Origin of the sequence: Lysinibacillus sphaericus (genome assembly GCF_000600105.1) — a bacterium.
GTDB lineage: Bacteria > Bacillota > Bacilli > Bacillales_A > Planococcaceae > Lysinibacillus > Lysinibacillus sphaericus.
On sequence record NZ_CP006837.1, the window covers coordinates 1,909,271 to 1,925,618 of the forward strand.

A 16,348-nucleotide genomic window follows, 5' to 3' on the forward strand; every position below is an offset into this window, starting at 1 on the left:
GGAGGGACAAAAAAGAAAAGTGCTAGATTGTGTTTAATCAATCTAGCACTTTTTGCGATAACATCAGCTCTGGCAATTTATGAATTTTATTCCTTTGTAGATTCGGTTGTGTCGAAATAGTGCATTAAAACTTCCTCTACATTGCTTAAATGAGAAGACATTGCATGCTTTGCTAGCTCTTCGTTTTGTTGTTTAATGGCAAGAAAAATTTGCATATGTTCATCATATAATTTTTCGCTTGTCGTTTTTTTAGAATACAACCAAATACGACGCGTTTCTTTCATTGTTTCAATCATTAAACCGGATACTTGGTCTAAAATTGTTGCCAGTAGGGGGTTTTGAGAGGCAGCAGAGATTGCCGCGTGAAATTGAAAGTCCGCTTTTTCACCAAGCTCTCCATCACCCTGTGCTAGTTTCATGTCATCTAAAATACGCAACATTGTTTGTATATCTTCATCTGTCCGATGAATGGCAGCACTGGCAGCGGCACCCACTTCAATAATTTTGCGTACTTTTAATAGATGGGAGACATCTTTTTTATTTGTTAATGTGAGTGTTGAAAGTGGGAAGTCAAGTTGTTTGGATGGAGTGCTCTTAACAAAAGTGCCGGAACCTTGTTTAATTTCGATTAAGCCCATTGCTTTTAGTGCAGATAAGGCTTCTCTTATGGCAGACCTACTTACTTGTAATTGTTCAGCAAGTTGTTCGACAGAGTCAAGACGATCTCCTGGTTTCAGGTCGCCAGCTCGAATTTTTTCATAGAGCATTTCTGATACTTCCTCATATATTTTTTTCGGTTTAATTTTCTTTAATTCCAAGGAGCTACACCTCATTCATCTCAATCAATTGCTCTATATAAGTATATTATACATGAAGAATGCTAATTTACTCACTGTTTCTCATGAATACTTTTCTTGGGCGTTTAGTATTAAAATATTGTACAGTTTTGCTAGTAATTGCTACTTAAAGTAGCTAAAATGGAAATTTTATTTTAAAAATATATTGAATTTTTAAAATTTAGTTCATATAATTTTAACATATAGTCATCAGATGACCTAATCTATTTAAGTTTGGAGGGCGTAAACCAGCTTAGCAAAAAAGTGTTGAATGTTTAGTTACAAGATAACTTCAATTGACGTTTTTACAAGTTTGACAAAACGAAGATGTAGCATTGGAGGAGCAAGAGGCTCGTGATGGTCGTGTCTTGCTTCTATTAGACTGTAACTGAAAACATCAACAATCTGTTAATGCCGTATTGTCATGATTGGGGAGAACTTTTTATTTTGGGGGTATGCAATTTGACATTTACACAAAATTTTACTGCTGTGGGGGATAGTTTGACGTGGTCGGCAATCGTCGCTGTTATACCAATACTTTATTTTTTCTGGGCGTTAGCCATAAAAAAAATGAAAGGCTATATGGCAGGTTTAACAACTCTGCTTGTCTCTTTATTATTGGCTGCCATTGCATTTAAAGTGCCGCTAGGGACAGCGGTAATGTCCGCCACACAAGGGGCTGTGTATGGTCTACTACCAATCGGTTGGATTATTATTACATCGGTTTTTTTATACAATATCACGGTTAAAACAGGGAATTTTAATATTATCCGTTATTCTGTTTTATCGATAACCGAAGACCGCCGTATTCAAGCGTTACTCGTCGCGTTTTCATTTGGTGCATTTTTAGAAGGAGCCGCTGGTTTTGGCGCACCGGTTGCTATTTCAGCAGCATTATTAGTAGGTCTTGGTTTTAATCCGTTATATGCTGCAGGTCTTTGTTTAATTGCAAATACAGCCCCAGTTGCATTTGGTGCCATCGGTGTACCAATTACGGCTATGGAAGGACCAACGGGTATCGCCGCATTTGAAATTTCAAAAATGGTTGGACGTCAATTACCGTTTTTAGCAGTCTTTATTCCATTCTTCTTAATTTTTATTATGACTGGTTTTAAAAAAGCTTGGGAAGTGATGCCAGCCATTTTAGTATCTGGTATTTCATTTGCTGTCACACAATTTTTAAGTTCGAATTTTCTCGGTCCTGAATTACCGGATGTTTTATCTGCTCTAGTATCACTTTTTGCACTTGCCGTTTTCATGAAGTTTTGGCAGCCGAAAACGATTTATCGTTTTGCTTCCGAACAAGAGATTACAGCTGATACAATGTCTAAAAAAGAGTCGTACAGCGGAGGAACAATCATAAAGTCTTGGTCACCATTTATTATTTTGACGGCTTTTATTTCTTGCTGGGGGATTCCTGTAGTCAAAAGTGCTTTAACGGGAAATTATGACGGTACAAATGTTATTTTAAAAGGGATAAATTTAGTGGGGCAAGCGATGACATTTACGGCTGAAGTACCGCTTTTACATAATCAAGTAGTGAGTGGCGCAACGGGGGAAGCAATTGCAGCTTTCTATAAGGTAGAACTTCTAGGTGCGGCAGGTACAGCTATTTTATTATCTGCCATTGTTTCTAAATTTATTTTTAACGTTTCGTGGCGCAATTGGGGAACAACATTTTTTGAAACATTAAATGAAATTAAGTACCCGCTTATTACGATTTGTAGTGTCGTTGCCTATGCCTATGTGACAAATACAGCAGGTATGATGACAACGCTTGCGCTAGTTTTAGCGAAGACGGGTGTATTATTCCCATTCTTCTCACCTGTGCTAGGTTGGCTCGGTGTATTTATTACAGGATCTGATACATCTTCAAATGTCTTATTTGCCAAGCTCCAGCAAGTGACGGCTGATTCTGTTGGAATGGAACCGGTGCTTGCTCTTGCAGCGAATGCATCGGGTGGTGTAACCGGTAAAATGATTTCACCACAATCTATCGCAGTCGCCGCCGCCGCGGTTGGACTTGTAGGGAGAGAATCAGAATTGCTGCGCTTCGCATTAAAGTATAGTGTGATGTTGCTATTATTTATCTGTATACTAACCTTTTTACAAAGTAATGTCCTATCTTGGATGATTCCATAGAGCAGTGAATTTTTTAGTAAAAGGTATTGAGAATCGCTTTCTCAGTACCTTTTTTCTGATTAGCAAACATAAAAGGGCTTTATTTTAAATTCTTGTATTATTGCAAATTTCGTTGACAGAAAAACGTAGCGGGCGCATAATTCAGAAGTGCCTTTTGCAAAGCAATAAGATTTCGCAGTTTCTACAACTTTTCGTCAAGAAACGTTCACAAGCATTAAGGGCGCAATTTCCATTGTTTTTTGGTACGATGGAGGCAGTAACTGTAAGGAGAGAATGAAAAATATGGAAACTGATATTAACGTTTTTCTAGCGTTTGGAGCGGGCTTTTTAAGCTTCATTTCACCGTGTACTCTGCCACTGTATCCAGCATTTTTATCATACATAACGGGAATGACTTTGGATGAGCTAAAATCTGAACGTGGCATGATGCAAAGGCGTGCTATTTTGCATACGCTATTCTTTTTATTAGGATTTTCAATTATTTTTATTATGATTGGTCTAGGCGCATCATTAGCAAGGGAATTCTTCCTAAACTATCAAACATTATTGCGTCAAGTTGGCGCCATTTTAATCGTTATCTTTGGGTTAATGATTGTAGGGTTACTGCAAATTGATTTTTTAATGAAAGATCGAAAATTTCAATTCAAAAATCGACCATCCGGCTATATAGGTTCCATATTAATCGGCATCGCATTTGCGGCGGGTTGGACACCATGTACAGGTCCAATTCTAATGTCCATTATTACGTTAGCTGGAGCAAATCCTTCTTCAGGGTTTAGCTATATGTTTGCTTACTATTTAGGTTTTGCCATTCCATTCTTTGTGTTATCATTCTTCATTTCACGTATGAATTGGATTCGCAAACACAGTCAAAAAATCGTAAAAGTTGGCGGCTATATTATGATTGCGGTGGGGATATTGTTATTCTTTGATGGTTTAACATATATCACGCGATTATTGCAGCCTATTTTCGGTGGATTTATTGGCTTCTAATCTGCTAAACTAAAGGGCATACCATACTTTAACGTGGAGGGAGATGAATACGTGCCTACAGTTTTAGTAGTGGATGATACGCTATTTATGCGTGTTACAATCAGTAATATGTTTACTGAATGGGGTTATGAGGTAGTTGGCAATGCAGTGAATGGTAAAGAAGCTGTAGAGCTGTATCGAGAGTTACAACCAGATCTTGTAACAATGGATGTAACGATGCCCGTTATGACAGGTATTGCGGCTGTAAAAAGAATCATCCCAGAATTTCCTAATGCAAAGATAGTTATGATTACAGCATTAGGACAACAAAAATTAATTGTAGAAGCAATTGAAAGTGGAGCGAAAGATTTTATTACAAAGCCTTTCGAGCCAGAAAAATTAAGAGCTGTAGCAGACCAGCTAGTTGGTCAAAGTTGCTAATTTAACATCAGAGGAGGATTCTTTATGTTAAGCAATATCCCTTCTCAATATTATGTTATAGGTTCGACTATAATGGCCATTATAATGGGTAGCTTTGTGATGGTATTACGTATGCGAGCTTCCAAAAAACCTACAAATGAGAAGAAAATTATCATTCCACCTATTGCCATGTCATCAGGTGCGTTAATGTTTTTATTTGCACAATTTCGAGTGCCACCTATGCAGATTTTAGAAGCTGCTGCGGTAGGTATGGTGTTCTCGACCATTTTAATTGCTACTTCGAAATTTGAAGTAAAAGGCCACGATATTTATTTAAAACGTTCAAAAGCGTTTGTATTTATTTTAGTTGGGCTGTTAATCTTCCGTGTTGTGGCAAAAATGATTTTAAGTAGCTCGATAGATGTCGGGGAGTTAGCAGGTATGTTTTGGATTTTAGCATTTGCGATGCTATTGCCTTGGCGAATTGCAATGCTGATTCAATTTAAAAAAATCAAGAAAACGATTCCATTAAAAAATATGTAAAGAAAAGAAACTACACTAGCACATTTGCTGTTGTAGTTTTTTTAACGTATACAATCATTTTTTGTATGAAGAGGATATGGTGCAATAAGCGATTTCTAATCGACAACGTGGTATACTAGGAACCATGTTAAAAAATGAGGAGTTACTTAGATGAAATATTTTAAACCACAGATGCAGTTGCTTGTAAAAGAAAACCGTGAATTGCATGACCGATTAAAAGAGCTAATGGCGGATATGGATTTGCAAAAAAACTATGCATTAAAAGCACTGTATCATGCAGAAGTGGCAGACGGTGGGCGCTATCAACAAGATTACCAAGCGCTTGATCATTTATTTAAATAAAGCATAAATCGCTAAACTAATTAAATCGTTCTATATCAAAAAAAGCCGCACCTATTGCAGTGCGGCTTTTTTGCATCCTATTAGTCAAAAAGATGCTCATATGGGGTAACATCAATTTGCATTTGATCTAATTTTTTACGTAAAAATTTGTGGTCACGTTTAGGCGTAGCTTGAATATAACCGCGTATAATTAAATCATTGTCTATAGCTGTCGCCTTTTCTTCTAAAGCGAGCTCGCCAATTTTACCTGCAATTTTTTCTTTCGCCACTTGTCTAAATAGCTCAGGTACTGGGCTCACCAACTCATATAGAAATTCCTTCTCAGGTTGTCCCCATAGATGAATCGTTTTATCTAAGTAAAATTCCTGCCAATCTAAATCTGATTTCCCATCCTGCTTTGGTAAAGCCTTTAAAAACTTGCGGAACATGAAAAATCCGCCAATAGCCATTAGCGAAATAAGGACGACTACCCAAAATAAAATAAACCATAAAAACCAACCATCTAACAAATCGTTCACCTCTTTGTCTTCTCTCACTCTATTATAAAAGCTTCAACAAAAAAATTCATCCTTATTGTGCCTCTTTTTATAAATCGTTTAAATAAATGTAAGTATTGCACTCTAGTGAAAAAAGTTACTAAGTTTGGCACAGTATGTTGTTGGGCTTGATGAGCAAGCAAGATGAGCTGCTGCCCATATTCAGAAGAATCTAAGTCTCTTAATTTATTTCTAGTCAGTAAGTTTCCTTATACCCAAACCTATCACCCTACAACGAATATACTAGTTTAAACAACGCGGACTACTAGAGGTGAAGAAATGGAGCAGGATTCATTGTTTTTTAAAGGGCTGACTGGTGAAGTTGTCACGTTAAAAGATGCGAATTATGATGAGGCACGACAGGAATGGAATCGTGCAATACAAAAGTATCCAATTGTAATCGTTTATTGTGAAAGAAAGCAAGATGTTATCAATGCTATTCGATGGGCACGTAGACATTGTGTACCTATTCGAATCAGATCTGGTGGACATCATTATGAAGGATATTCTACAGGTGATTATGTATTGGTTATTGATATTAGTCGAATGAATGCGATGACAATGGATAAAAAACGTCATCGCTTAAAAATAGAAGCCGGAGCAAAAAATGCTGAGGTGTATAAGTTTATTGGTACGAATGGATATACTTTTCCAGGTGGTACTTGCCCAACTGTTGGTGTAGCAGGGTTTACGCTCGGAGGAGGCTGGGGATTTTCTAGTCGACTATACGGTTTGGGATGTGATAGTTTAGTTGAATTTGAGTTAATTAATTACGAAGGAAAGCTTATTAAAGCAAATCAACAGTGTAACGCGGATCTTTTCTGGGCGTGTCGTGGGGCAGGGGGAGGTAACTTTGGAGTTGTGGTCAGTATGACATTTCAGTTGCCAAAGCCTATCAATGCTTCTATTACACTTATTAGATTTTTTTATGTAGGTACAACGCAAGCTAAGCAAATGCAAGTAATGAATATTTGGCAAAACTGGTTGCCACAGTTAGATAAACGAATGACAGTGGTTGCAAGCTTTTATAATGCGGAAGGCGAAGGGTTAGGTATTTTTGCTAGCGGATTTTTTTACGGACCTTCGGAGATGGCTAAGAAAATTTTACAACCCTTTGCTGAGGTAGAAGGGTTTCAGCTAGAGCTAGCACAACTATCATTTTTAGAAGCGGTTAAAAAGGTAGAAGCAACCTATCCACCATATGAAAAATTTAAGTCAACAGGTAGATTTGTTCAAAGACATTATACACTTGCGGAGCTTCAAAACACCGTTGCGCTACTAAATAATCCTCCACAAGGTTCCGTGTATACGGCTATATCTTTTTATGCATTAGGCGGAGAAATTAGCCAAGTTGGCAAAGCGGAAACCGCATTTTTCTATCGCAATGCTAAGTATATTATGGGTATTCAGTCTGTGTGGACAGAAGATCAATACGCAAAGGAAAATGAAGCATGGGTGCGTCAACGTTTTGAATTTATTAAAACCATTACGGAAGGCTCTTATGTAAATTTTCCAATCAATCATCTCTCAAATTATGACAAAGAATATTTTGGAGGTAATGCACAACGCTTGCATCAGGTAAATAAAAAGTATGATCCGTTTAATGTCTTTAGTTTTCCTCAAGGATTAGGCTAAATACTGCACAGGGGGTTCGTAATGAATGTATTTTTCAGAACACTCGAACATAAGGCGATGATTGACGTTTTAGGTCATCGTCTTTTTCGTTATTTCTAAAAAGGAAGATACAAGATGCCCATTTTAAAAATTAAATCGAAGGGGCAAAGTAAAGCCAACAGGGCTATTTTTACATCCCTTTAAAAGGAAATATAAATTTGCCTTAATTGACAAAAGTAACAACTTGTTGTTAAAATCAAGTTGTTACTTTGAACCGGATAAACTTATATAAAGTTGGTCAAAGGTCTAGAGACAAGGAAAGTCTCTTCTAATTAAGGGGGATGTAAAATGGTCAAGTTGAAAACAGTAGGACTTACTTTTGGAATAGCTGTTTCGTTACTATTAGCAGGATGTGGTGATAAAAATGATGGAGATGCAACAGGCAAGACCAAAAGCATAGGTGAGCAGGTTGATTATAAAATTATAGGGATTGAACCAGGAGCAGGATTGACGGAGCTTTCGGAAAACACGCTAGCGGAATATCAAAATTTGCAAGGTTGGGAACTGGAGGAAAGTTCAACACCTGGGATGTTAGGTTCATTAGAGCAAGCTATTCGAAATGAAGAGCCTATTATTATTACAGGATGGACACCGCATTGGATGTTTTCATCCTACGATTTAAAATTTTTAGAGGACCCTCAAGGGACATTAGGTGGAACGGAAAATATTAATACACTTGTGCGCAAAGATTTGGCTAAAGACTTACCCGATGCCTATACACTTCTAGATCAATTCTATTGGGAACCAGAAGATATGGAAGCTGTAATGTATGAAGCTCAAACAACTTCTTTTGAAGAGGCGGCAGACAAATGGATCGCACAAAACGAAGAGAAGGTAAATGAATGGACAAAAGGGATGACAAAAGTGAAAGGCAAAGAAATTGAATTAGCATCCACTCCATGGGATTCAGAAAGAGCTTCAAGCAGTGTACTACAAGCAGTATTTGAAGAACTTGGATACACAGTCACAATCACCCCAGTTGATCCTGCCATCATGTTTCAAGCAATCGCATCAGGAGTAGCCGATGCAACTGTCGCTGCTTGGTTACCAACGACACATAGCTCCTTTTATGCAAAATACAAAGATGACTTTGTTGATTTAGGAGAGAATTTAACAGGGACCAAAAATGGATTTGTTGTTCCTACATATATGGATATCGATTCCATTGAGGATTTACAACCAAAACAATAGGTTAAGAGATAACAAGGGGAATTTCCTAATAGTTAGGAAATTCTTTTTTTGTTAAAGTGGAAGTAAAAAGGGATTCATTACAAGCGTGTCGAAATAGGATGAATTGAATTCTATGTAACTTACTATAATGTAGAAGACTAAATAAGCCAGTTTTGAGCAAATAGAAGGAGTCAAAGAGATGACGTTATATTCCGTTCTAGTAGCAGATTGCGAATTACAAACAGTAGATTGTACAGGAATTACTGAAATCACTGTAAGAGAATTAAAAAAATTACATCCGATAACAGGGGATACGCCAGAACAGCCTTGGCACTCGATGGATGATGACGCAAGGCTTGTCTATGCACCAGATGAATCAGCTTTCGGTCAATTGCATATTTTCGAATGGAATAATCCGCCCTATGATTTAGCGCTGTATAATGAAAAAAGTTATGTATATGGCATTGAGGGCAATTGGGGCCCGCAATTTTTAGATGATTTATTAAGCTATTTAAAGCAACATATCAAACCGGAGCAAAACGTGGACTTAATTAGGTTTTGGGCAGGAGAATATGACCGAACATTAAAAAGCCGTCGTATCCATATTGCTGAAATCGAAAGCCATCACCTTGAAAGCTTACAGAACGAACAGTACATATGTGTCGCATTTGTGTAACTTAAAGCATGTGAAGTCTTTTTTCTAGAATAAAGTTAGGATTTTGGTATTTGAATTATGGCAGATTTCCGTGCTATGTTTTCATGCTGTATCAAGGAAATAAGATTTATAAAGGGGCTGTATATCAAATGACTATACAAATCAAAAAGTGCAAGCTTGAAGATGTACATGTACTCCGAGAAAAAAGTATTGAAACGTTTCAGGATACATATAGCAAACAAAATAAGCCTGAAAATATGCTAGCCTATTTGGATAGAGCATTTCCCCTCAACAATTGGAGCGGGAACTAGTGAATCGTGGTTCCCAATTTTATTTCATTTATTTCGATGAAGACGCTGCGGGCTATTTAAAAGTAAATACAAATCACTAAATTGGAAAGGCGGACGATTATGTATATTCCTAAATACTATAAAGTGACAGATGTTCATGAAATTGAAGCGTTTATTCAAATGAACTCTTTTGCTACACTTGTCACAACAAAACAAGGCACACCAATTGCCACTCACTTACCGTTAATGTTACATAAAAAAGGCGAGGACACGTATCTTACTGGCCATATGGCATATGGGAACCCACAGTGGAGAACATTTGCATCTTGTGGGGATGTGCTCGTGATGTTCCAAGGGCCCCATGCGTATATTTCTTCTTCTTGGTATTCGCACGAAAATGTGCCAACGTGGAATTATCAGGCGGTCCATATTTATGGCACAGCAACACTTTTAGATAAAGATGAATTAAGCGAAGATTTAACGTGGCTGTTAGAAAAATATGAGAAGCATAGAGAGCAACCTGTTTTATGGGAAAACCTTTCACCAGAGCTTTTAGAAAAAGAAATGAAAGGTATTGTTGGATTTAAAATAAAGATTAGCGATATACAGGCTGCCTATAAATTAAGTCAAAACCGTAATGATGCAGACTATGGAAATATTATTGCACAATTGAATAATGAAGCAACACCAAATTCAAAACAAATAGCAGAGCAAATGGCAAAGCGATGTAAAAAATAACGAGAGGCATCTTTTTTATTGCGCTAGACATGCAAAGCATGATTGTTTAACCATATTTTAATAAATGTTATGATGAATTAATAACTGTGAAAAAGGGGATTGTTTTAATGGAAAATTTACTCTCAATAGAGCAATTTGAAAACTTAAAAAAAGGTGAACGTACAATATTTGTTTTTTCAGCAGACTGGTGTGGAGATTGTCGATTTATTGATCCGATTATGCCGACAATTGAAAAAAATTACAGCAATTATCATTTTGTGAAAATTGACCGCGATGATTTCATCGATTTATGTGTTGCATTAGATGTATTTGGTATTCCAAGTTTTCTAGCTTATGATAAAGGCAATGAAGTTGGCCGCTTTGTTAGTAAGGACCGTAAAACACAACAAGAGATTGAAGCTTTTTTAGATGGATTAACTTTATCGTAAGACTTGCCTAAGCTATAGGGGACGCTATCTCCTATAGCTTTTTATTTGCCTGCTTTCAAGCTGTTACATAAGCAATACAACGTTCCACATACGCTAGTACCTCTGCTGAAATCGGGTATAATCCTGTTTTCTCTGTAGGGAGTTTTCGAACCTCCCAAAATTGATCCATTAAATCCGTGTCGCCTTGAAACGTATCGTTTGATAATTCGATTATTTTGGAACCAATTTGAAAGCCTTCGTCTGATTCAGCTTGAATATTGTTTTTGATACACCATTCAATTTGTCGTAGTAATCCAATATATTGCTGTGTCATTATGTCATTGCTACTGAGGTTTGGAATAGTTTGTTGTAAAAATGTTTGTTCATGCTCTTGGAAATAGTCCACCCATTTTTTAGAGGTGCTTTGAGAACGTTGAACGAGTTCCGCCACATGTTCCCACGATAATGATTCTTCTAAATCCATCATATTAATCAATGATGTCGTATGAGAGATACTTGTTTGCAGTTCAGCAAGTCGTTCTTGTAAGTAATTGTGATGTGAAATTAAAATTTGTTTATAGGAAAGTTTATCTAATAAATCACGAATTTTATCGAGTGGAAGTGACAGCGTTTTTAGAATGATGATTTTCTCTAATTTAAACAAGTCTTCTTCTGAATAGTATCGTCGTCCATAATCATCTTTAAAACTTGGTGTAAGCAGATTAATTTGATCGTAATACCGAAGTGTGCGAATGGAAATATTTCGCTGTTTCGCTACCTCTCCAGTCGTCCATTGTTTCATTTTCATTCCTCCTGAAAAAAAGATTGCAGGTGACGTTACGTCATCTCATACACTTAGATTACATCATATAAAGGAAGAAGGATAGAGAATGGAAACGAAACAAATGAACTGGAAAAATCAAGATAATTGGGGATGGAGAGAATTTATTTTATTATTGCTAGTAGAGTTTGTTGTTGTCATCGGCATTATTAAATGGCTAGTGAAACCAATGTATGCTCACTTGTTTCGTAATGAGCTATATGCTGGAACATTAACAGGGTTCACGATTGCAATTACGCTTGTTTTTGGTGTTTATTTTATAGCGCTACGCCCTAAAAAGCTTTCATGGCGTGAAGTAGGAATAACATCAATTTCGTTGAAGCAATGGAAAACGATACTATGCTATTCGGTTCTGTTAATGATTGGCGCCTTACTAATCGTTGTGCTAACAAGTTATATTGGGTTTTCGGTGGAAAATAGCAAAACACAGGCCATACAGCAGAACGTAACCTTCTTTACGGTACTAATAGCCTTTCTCTCTGCGGCTGTTATTTCACCAATATACGAAGAGATTTTTTATCGAGGGTTTTTATATCGCTGGTTACGTACACGCTTAGGATTGGTCGGTGCCATTATCCTTAGCTCATTTATTTTTACGATTGCTCATATCCCCACCTATAATGTCATGCCCGTCAACTTCTTTAGTGGCATTATTTTTGCTTTAGCATATGAACGCACGAATTCTATTTGGCCTTCCATTATCATTCACGGCTTAACGAATGGCATGATGGTTTTGCTGACAAGTTTGGGATGAATAGATGGTTAACATCGACAAAAAAACCAGGTCTCATTAAACTGAGAGCCTGGATCGGTCGATTGAATCATGATTTTGCTTGACGGTACCAGATAATCACAGGGATTAATAATAAAGATAATAGTCCACCGGTTAATGATAAAGTGGCGTAACTGGAATTCGCTACTATCATCCCCGAAAGTGCCCCTCCTGAAGCACCTGCCAATGCGATAAAAACATCAATTGTGCCTTGGATTTTAGCGCGTGTTGAAGGTTCTGTGGCATCAACAATTTGAGCAGTTCCGCTAATTAAGCCGAAATTCCATCCTATACCTAATAAAGAAAGAGCCACGATTAGCATAAACATAGAATCACTTGGTGCATAGGCCGCTATTAAACCTGCAAACAGTAAAATAACACCAGCAGCAATACTCATGGCTGTTCTACCAATCTTGTCAACAAGGATACCTGTGACAAGAGAAGGAAGATACATGGCACCAACATGGAAACCAATAACGATTCCTACAGCACCTAAACTATGTCCATGATGTTGCATATGGATGGGCGTCATTGTCATAATGGCTACCATAACGATTTGCGTAAGAATCATCACAACTGCGCCAACGATGATACCTTTTTTATTCATTAAAGGAGGCGCCTGATGAAGAGCTTCTCCAGATACGATTTGATGTTGGTGAGCTTCTATCGATTTTGCTAGCAGTAAAGGATCTGGACGAAGCATGATGAAAAGAACCAAACCTGCTAATATAAATGCAATGGCAGATAATAGAAATGGACCAGCTAATGAAGGAATACCGATAGAAAGCGCAAATTTGCCCATGACATCCACTAAATTTGGTCCTGCTACGGCCCCGAATGTGGTCATAACCATCGTAGTACTAATGGCCGTTGCGCGTTGTTTGTTATTTGCTAAGTCTGTTCCGGCATATCGAGCCTGTAAATTTGTTGCTGTGCCTGCACCATAAACAAGTAAGGAAGCAAATAGTAAAAAAACACTGTTAATTAATGCTGCGATAACAACGCCAATAGCGCCAAGACCACCAGTGATAAAACCAGTAGCGAGCCCTATACGGCGACCATAGCGTTGCGAAAGTCTTCCCACTATAAAAGCGGCCCCTGCTGAACCTAATGTAAATAGGGCAGAGGGTAATCCGGCAAATGCGTCCGTGCCAAGCATTTGTTGGGCTAAGAGAGCGCCTACCGTGATACCAGCAGCAAGACCTGCTCCACCGAAAATTTGCGATAAACTAACTACAATTAAAACCCTTTTATACATTTTTTTCAGCTTTTTGGGAGAATTTACATACTGCCCGATTGAATGATTTACACTAGCCAATTATATGGAACACCATCTTTCTAACTATATGATTAACAAAAACTTTTAGCTCATTTACCAAGCTTACCATACTCCTGCAATTGTAGATATATGCCAATTTGCAGTGAAAAATTTTGTTTATTACATAGAACATTGCTTGTAATTTTAAAAAAACTCCTAACGAATAAAGCTTCGTTAGGAGGTGCAAATGATTTTCCTTCTATTGATTATGATCGTACCAAGGATTTAGGTGAATCAGAACTTCTTCTACATTCGGATGTTTCTCCATTATCGTTTTCTTGATTTTACGGATAATATCATGTCCTTCTTGGATTGTTAAATCAGCAGGTACCCCCACACGCAAATCGACTAATACATAGTGCCCATGTTCTCTCGCTCGTAGACGATCTATTCGTTTTACTTCAGGAATAGTGAGGATTAACGTTTTGAAACTAGCTAGTGTATCAGGACTTACGCTTTTCTCCATAAGTGTGTCGATAGCTTCTAATAACATCCCATAGGCAAGTTTGAAAACTAAAATGGTCACAATGATACCCGCAATGGGATCACCATATGTAAGGATATGAATATGATAATTTTCCCCAACAAGTGCAAGCCCGATTCCTAATACGGCTGCTAATGAAGCATATACATCAGCAAGATGATCATAAGCAGTGGCAATTAAGCCTTTACTATTTGTTCTTTTGCCAATTTTTATCGTATATACGTATAAAAGGAGCTTCCAAACAAGTGATATGATAGCCGTAATAAAGGCAATTAAACTTGCTTTTTCAGGTTCCTGAAAGAATGCTGTAACGGATTCATAAGCAATATAAAGAGCTGCCATTATTAATATAATTCCTACAATGGCGGAACTAATTACTTCTGCTTTTCCGTGTCCGTATGGATGATCTTCGTCGGCAGGACGTTTAGAAATACGCATAGATGTTAAAGCGGCACCGCTTGCTATTACATCACCTGCATTATGATAGCCATCAGCTAAAAGAACGGGGCTGTGGAAGATAGTACCAACTGCTATTTTTAAAATAGTTAAAACGATGTTGCTTATTAAACTAATCCATCCAGCAACGATTGTAGTATTGGAATTTGTGCTTTGATTCATAAATGTATACCTCCAATAAAATTCTTTCCTAAAAGCAACAAAAACCTTTGACTCGTTTTAAGTCAAAGGTTTTGATTAAATAAATATAGGTTTTGTGAACTTGAAATGTGTATCATCTTTCTCACTCCAATATAAGCGTTCATTGAGTGTAACATATTCTATTCATCGGTTCAATCATGGTTTGTCCAACTTTTTTTCTTAAAAACAATGGGGATATTTATTGTTCAGTGGTACTATTTAATAATATAGGTAATAAAAGTTAAAAAATGTATAACGTATTAAACAAGAAAGGACGTAGACTTATGAAACAAATTATAGCACTTGGGGGCGGTGGCTTTTCTATGGAGCCAGAAAATCCTTTGCTGGATCAATATATTCTTCAGCAATCTATGAAAAAAAATCCGAAAATTTGCTTTCTTGCAACAGCAAGTGGAGATTCAGAAAATTACATTTGTCGATTTTATCAATTCTTTGAAAAACAGGATTGTCAGCCTTCGCACTTATCATTATTTAACCCACCTACAAGAAATATAGAAAGCTTCTTACTGGACAAAGATATTATTTATGTTGGTGGGGGGAATACAAAGAATTTATTAGTGCTATGGAAAGAATGGGGATTGGATACTATTTTGAAAAAAGCGTGGGAGCAAGGAATAATACTCGCTGGTATTAGCGCGGGCTCCATTTGCTGGTTCGAGGAAGGGGTGACAGATTCTTATGGGGATGGATTGGAACCTTTACAGTGTTTAGGTTTCCTAGAAGGGAGTAATTGTCCCCATTATGATGGAGAATCGGATAGAAGACCTTCGTATCAACAGCTTATTACTAATAAAAAAATTAAACCCGGTTTTGCAACGGATGACGGTGTTGCCATCCATTTCATTGATCAGGAAATCCATACTATTGTAAGTTCAAGACCTAATGCCAAAGCGTATAAAGTATATGATGATGATGATAAAGTTATAGAGAAAGAGCTTGCAACAAAATTTCTAGGTTTTAATTAGTAGTGATGGAATGGCAAATTCCTTTCAAAAACACAAAACCCCGAATAGTTCCGCTTTTCTTGAAAGGTTCTTTGCTCGGGGTTAGTGTTATAAGCGGGCTCCTAACTTAATGGTCCGAAGCCGAAGCTTACTTTCGCTGACACAACATGCCTTTCCTTAGTTGGTATGTGCGATGGCGCTGATTTCAATTAGTTGTTCTGGTGATGCCAAGTAAGTCACGCCGATAAGGCTACCGGCTGGTCGATGTTGCCCAACGTAGTCCTTGAATAGTCGAAGGACTGGTTCAGTATGTGCTTCCGCATTTGTTAAATAGATTTCCATATAAGCAAGGTTAGATCTTGTTGCACCGAATTTTTCCAAAACGCCATCTAGATTTTTAAGCGTTTGCTGTGCTTGTGCTTCGATATCGCCATCGCCAACGAATGTACCCTCCGTATCATGGGAAAACTGCCCCGAAATGTAGATAGTGCCGTTGACACTGTAGCCCTGTGAAATACCGTGATCCCAAAGATCGTGATTATAAATTGTAATATTCTTCATTTTTTTCTCTCCTTTACTTTAAAGTAATGTCAGTATAAAATGAACG

The 16,348-nt window shown here is 37.4% G+C and carries 18 protein-coding genes and 1 pseudogene; 13 read left to right on the top strand and 6 right to left on the bottom strand.

Going from position 1 to position 16,348, the window contains the following annotated elements; translation table 11 throughout:
• Nucleotides 1–86: 86 nt before the first annotated feature.
• Complete coding sequence (locus tag T479_RS08765) at nt 87–818, bottom strand: FadR/GntR family transcriptional regulator (protein WP_024363539.1); 732 nt, start codon at nt 816–818, stop codon at nt 87–89.
• A gap of 480 nt (nt 819–1,298) precedes the next feature.
• On the opposite strand from T479_RS08765, the gene T479_RS08770 reads away from it, so the two are divergent.
• The 5 genes from T479_RS08770 to T479_RS08790 all read left to right on the top strand — a co-directional run bounded on the left by T479_RS08770 (nt 1,299) and on the right by T479_RS08790 (nt 5,255).
• On the top strand, nt 1,299–2,978 hold the full coding sequence (locus T479_RS08770; RefSeq protein ID WP_025219273.1) for an L-lactate permease: 1,680 nt from the start codon (nt 1,299–1,301) through the stop codon (nt 2,976–2,978).
• 282 nt (nt 2,979–3,260) lie between these two features.
• Complete coding sequence (locus T479_RS08775; protein ID WP_024363541.1) at nt 3,261–3,971, top strand: cytochrome c biogenesis CcdA family protein; 711 nt, start codon at nt 3,261–3,263, stop codon at nt 3,969–3,971.
• Between the two features lie 33 nt (nt 3,972–4,004).
• On the top strand, nt 4,005–4,391 hold the full coding sequence (locus T479_RS08780) for a response regulator (RefSeq protein ID WP_029747323.1): 387 nt from the start codon (nt 4,005–4,007) through the stop codon (nt 4,389–4,391).
• A gap of 24 nt (nt 4,392–4,415) precedes the next feature.
• On the top strand, nt 4,416–4,913 hold the full coding sequence (locus T479_RS08785; RefSeq protein ID WP_024363543.1) for a CcdC family protein: 498 nt from the start codon (nt 4,416–4,418) through the stop codon (nt 4,911–4,913).
• A gap of 150 nt (nt 4,914–5,063) precedes the next feature.
• Nucleotides 5,064–5,255, top strand: coding sequence for a hypothetical protein (locus T479_RS08790; protein WP_024363544.1), 192 nt, complete (start codon nt 5,064–5,066; stop codon nt 5,253–5,255).
• Between the two features lie 80 nt (nt 5,256–5,335).
• Here the strand turns inward: T479_RS08790 and T479_RS08795 are convergent, their stop codons facing one another.
• A complete protein-coding gene (locus T479_RS08795) occupies nt 5,336–5,764 on the bottom strand; it encodes a DUF2621 domain-containing protein (protein ID WP_025219274.1) in 429 nt (142 codons plus the stop codon).
• Nucleotides 5,765–6,070: 306 nt separating this feature from the next.
• Between T479_RS08795 and T479_RS08800 the strand changes: the two genes are divergently transcribed.
• From T479_RS08800 to T479_RS08825, 6 genes and pseudogenes are all read left to right on the top strand, one after another.
• Nucleotides 6,071–7,426 carry an FAD-binding oxidoreductase gene (locus tag T479_RS08800; RefSeq protein ID WP_025219275.1) on the top strand — a complete coding sequence of 452 codons (1,356 nt, stop codon included), beginning with the start codon at nt 6,071–6,073 and terminating at the stop codon, nt 7,424–7,426.
• 327 nt (nt 7,427–7,753) lie between these two features.
• Entirely contained in the window at nt 7,754–8,656 is a 903-nt protein-coding gene (locus T479_RS08805) for a glycine betaine ABC transporter substrate-binding protein (RefSeq protein WP_025219276.1), read from the top strand.
• Nucleotides 8,657–8,834: 178 nt separating this feature from the next.
• Nucleotides 8,835–9,311, top strand: coding sequence for a hypothetical protein (locus T479_RS08810; protein ID WP_024363548.1), 477 nt, complete (start codon nt 8,835–8,837; stop codon nt 9,309–9,311).
• 128 nt (nt 9,312–9,439) lie between these two features.
• Nucleotides 9,440–9,675: pseudogene (locus T479_RS24040) on the top strand (GNAT family N-acetyltransferase); the annotation flags it as partial.
• 25 nt (nt 9,676–9,700) lie between these two features.
• Nucleotides 9,701–10,318: an FMN-binding negative transcriptional regulator gene (locus T479_RS08820; RefSeq protein WP_025219277.1), complete on the top strand. Its 618-nt coding sequence runs from the start codon at nt 9,701–9,703 to the stop codon at nt 10,316–10,318.
• 107 nt (nt 10,319–10,425) lie between these two features.
• Entirely contained in the window at nt 10,426–10,746 is a 321-nt protein-coding gene (locus tag T479_RS08825) for a thioredoxin family protein (protein WP_024363551.1), read from the top strand.
• A gap of 55 nt (nt 10,747–10,801) precedes the next feature.
• Here T479_RS08825 and T479_RS08830 read toward each other — a convergent pair whose 3' ends face one another.
• Complete coding sequence (locus tag T479_RS08830; RefSeq protein WP_025219278.1) at nt 10,802–11,527, bottom strand: MerR family transcriptional regulator; 726 nt, start codon at nt 11,525–11,527, stop codon at nt 10,802–10,804.
• A gap of 88 nt (nt 11,528–11,615) precedes the next feature.
• Between T479_RS08830 and T479_RS08835 the strand changes: the two genes are divergently transcribed.
• Complete coding sequence (locus T479_RS08835; RefSeq protein WP_024363553.1) at nt 11,616–12,320, top strand: CPBP family intramembrane glutamic endopeptidase; 705 nt, start codon at nt 11,616–11,618, stop codon at nt 12,318–12,320.
• Nucleotides 12,321–12,387: 67 nt separating this feature from the next.
• Here the strand turns inward: T479_RS08835 and T479_RS08840 are convergent, their stop codons facing one another.
• Together T479_RS08840 and T479_RS08845 are read right to left on the bottom strand one after the other, a co-directional pair.
• Nucleotides 12,388–13,596, bottom strand: a complete 1,209-nt coding sequence (locus T479_RS08840; protein WP_080653360.1) for an MFS transporter — start codon at nt 13,594–13,596, stop codon at nt 12,388–12,390.
• Nucleotides 13,597–13,855: 259 nt separating this feature from the next.
• Nucleotides 13,856–14,758, bottom strand: coding sequence for a cation diffusion facilitator family transporter (locus T479_RS08845; RefSeq protein ID WP_024363555.1), 903 nt, complete (start codon nt 14,756–14,758; stop codon nt 13,856–13,858).
• A gap of 302 nt (nt 14,759–15,060) precedes the next feature.
• Here T479_RS08845 and T479_RS08850 point away from each other — a divergent pair, with 302 nt between their 5' ends.
• Nucleotides 15,061–15,762, top strand: coding sequence for a Type 1 glutamine amidotransferase-like domain-containing protein (locus tag T479_RS08850; protein ID WP_025219280.1), 702 nt, complete (start codon nt 15,061–15,063; stop codon nt 15,760–15,762).
• Between the two features lie 156 nt (nt 15,763–15,918).
• Here the strand turns inward: T479_RS08850 and T479_RS08855 are convergent, their stop codons facing one another.
• Complete coding sequence (locus T479_RS08855) at nt 15,919–16,302, bottom strand: RidA family protein (protein WP_025219281.1); 384 nt, start codon at nt 16,300–16,302, stop codon at nt 15,919–15,921.
• Nucleotides 16,303–16,348: the final 46 nt, after the last annotated feature.

Coding starts and splice junctions, on each gene's coding strand:
- T479_RS08830 (WP_025219278.1), bottom strand. CDS start 11,527: ATGAAACAATGGACGACTGGAGAGGTAGCGAAACAGCGAAATATTTCC.
- T479_RS08805 (WP_025219276.1), top strand. CDS start 7,754: ATGGTCAAGTTGAAAACAGTAGGACTTACTTTTGGAATAGCTGTTTCG.
- T479_RS08835 (WP_024363553.1), top strand. CDS start 11,616: ATGGAAACGAAACAAATGAACTGGAAAAATCAAGATAATTGGGGATGG.
- T479_RS08790 (WP_024363544.1), top strand. CDS start 5,064: ATGAAATATTTTAAACCACAGATGCAGTTGCTTGTAAAAGAAAACCGT.
- T479_RS08850 (WP_025219280.1), top strand. CDS start 15,061: ATGAAACAAATTATAGCACTTGGGGGCGGTGGCTTTTCTATGGAGCCA.
- T479_RS08775 (WP_024363541.1), top strand. CDS start 3,261: ATGGAAACTGATATTAACGTTTTTCTAGCGTTTGGAGCGGGCTTTTTA.
- T479_RS08810 (WP_024363548.1), top strand. CDS start 8,835: ATGACGTTATATTCCGTTCTAGTAGCAGATTGCGAATTACAAACAGTA.
- T479_RS08800 (WP_025219275.1), top strand. CDS start 6,071: ATGGAGCAGGATTCATTGTTTTTTAAAGGGCTGACTGGTGAAGTTGTC.
- T479_RS08820 (WP_025219277.1), top strand. CDS start 9,701: ATGTATATTCCTAAATACTATAAAGTGACAGATGTTCATGAAATTGAA.
- T479_RS08840 (WP_080653360.1), bottom strand. CDS start 13,596: ATGTATAAAAGGGTTTTAATTGTAGTTAGTTTATCGCAAATTTTCGGT.
- T479_RS08825 (WP_024363551.1), top strand. CDS start 10,426: ATGGAAAATTTACTCTCAATAGAGCAATTTGAAAACTTAAAAAAAGGT.
- T479_RS08855 (WP_025219281.1), bottom strand. CDS start 16,302: ATGAAGAATATTACAATTTATAATCACGATCTTTGGGATCACGGTATT.
- T479_RS08845 (WP_024363555.1), bottom strand. CDS start 14,758: ATGAATCAAAGCACAAATTCCAATACTACAATCGTTGCTGGATGGATT.
- T479_RS08785 (WP_024363543.1), top strand. CDS start 4,416: ATGTTAAGCAATATCCCTTCTCAATATTATGTTATAGGTTCGACTATA.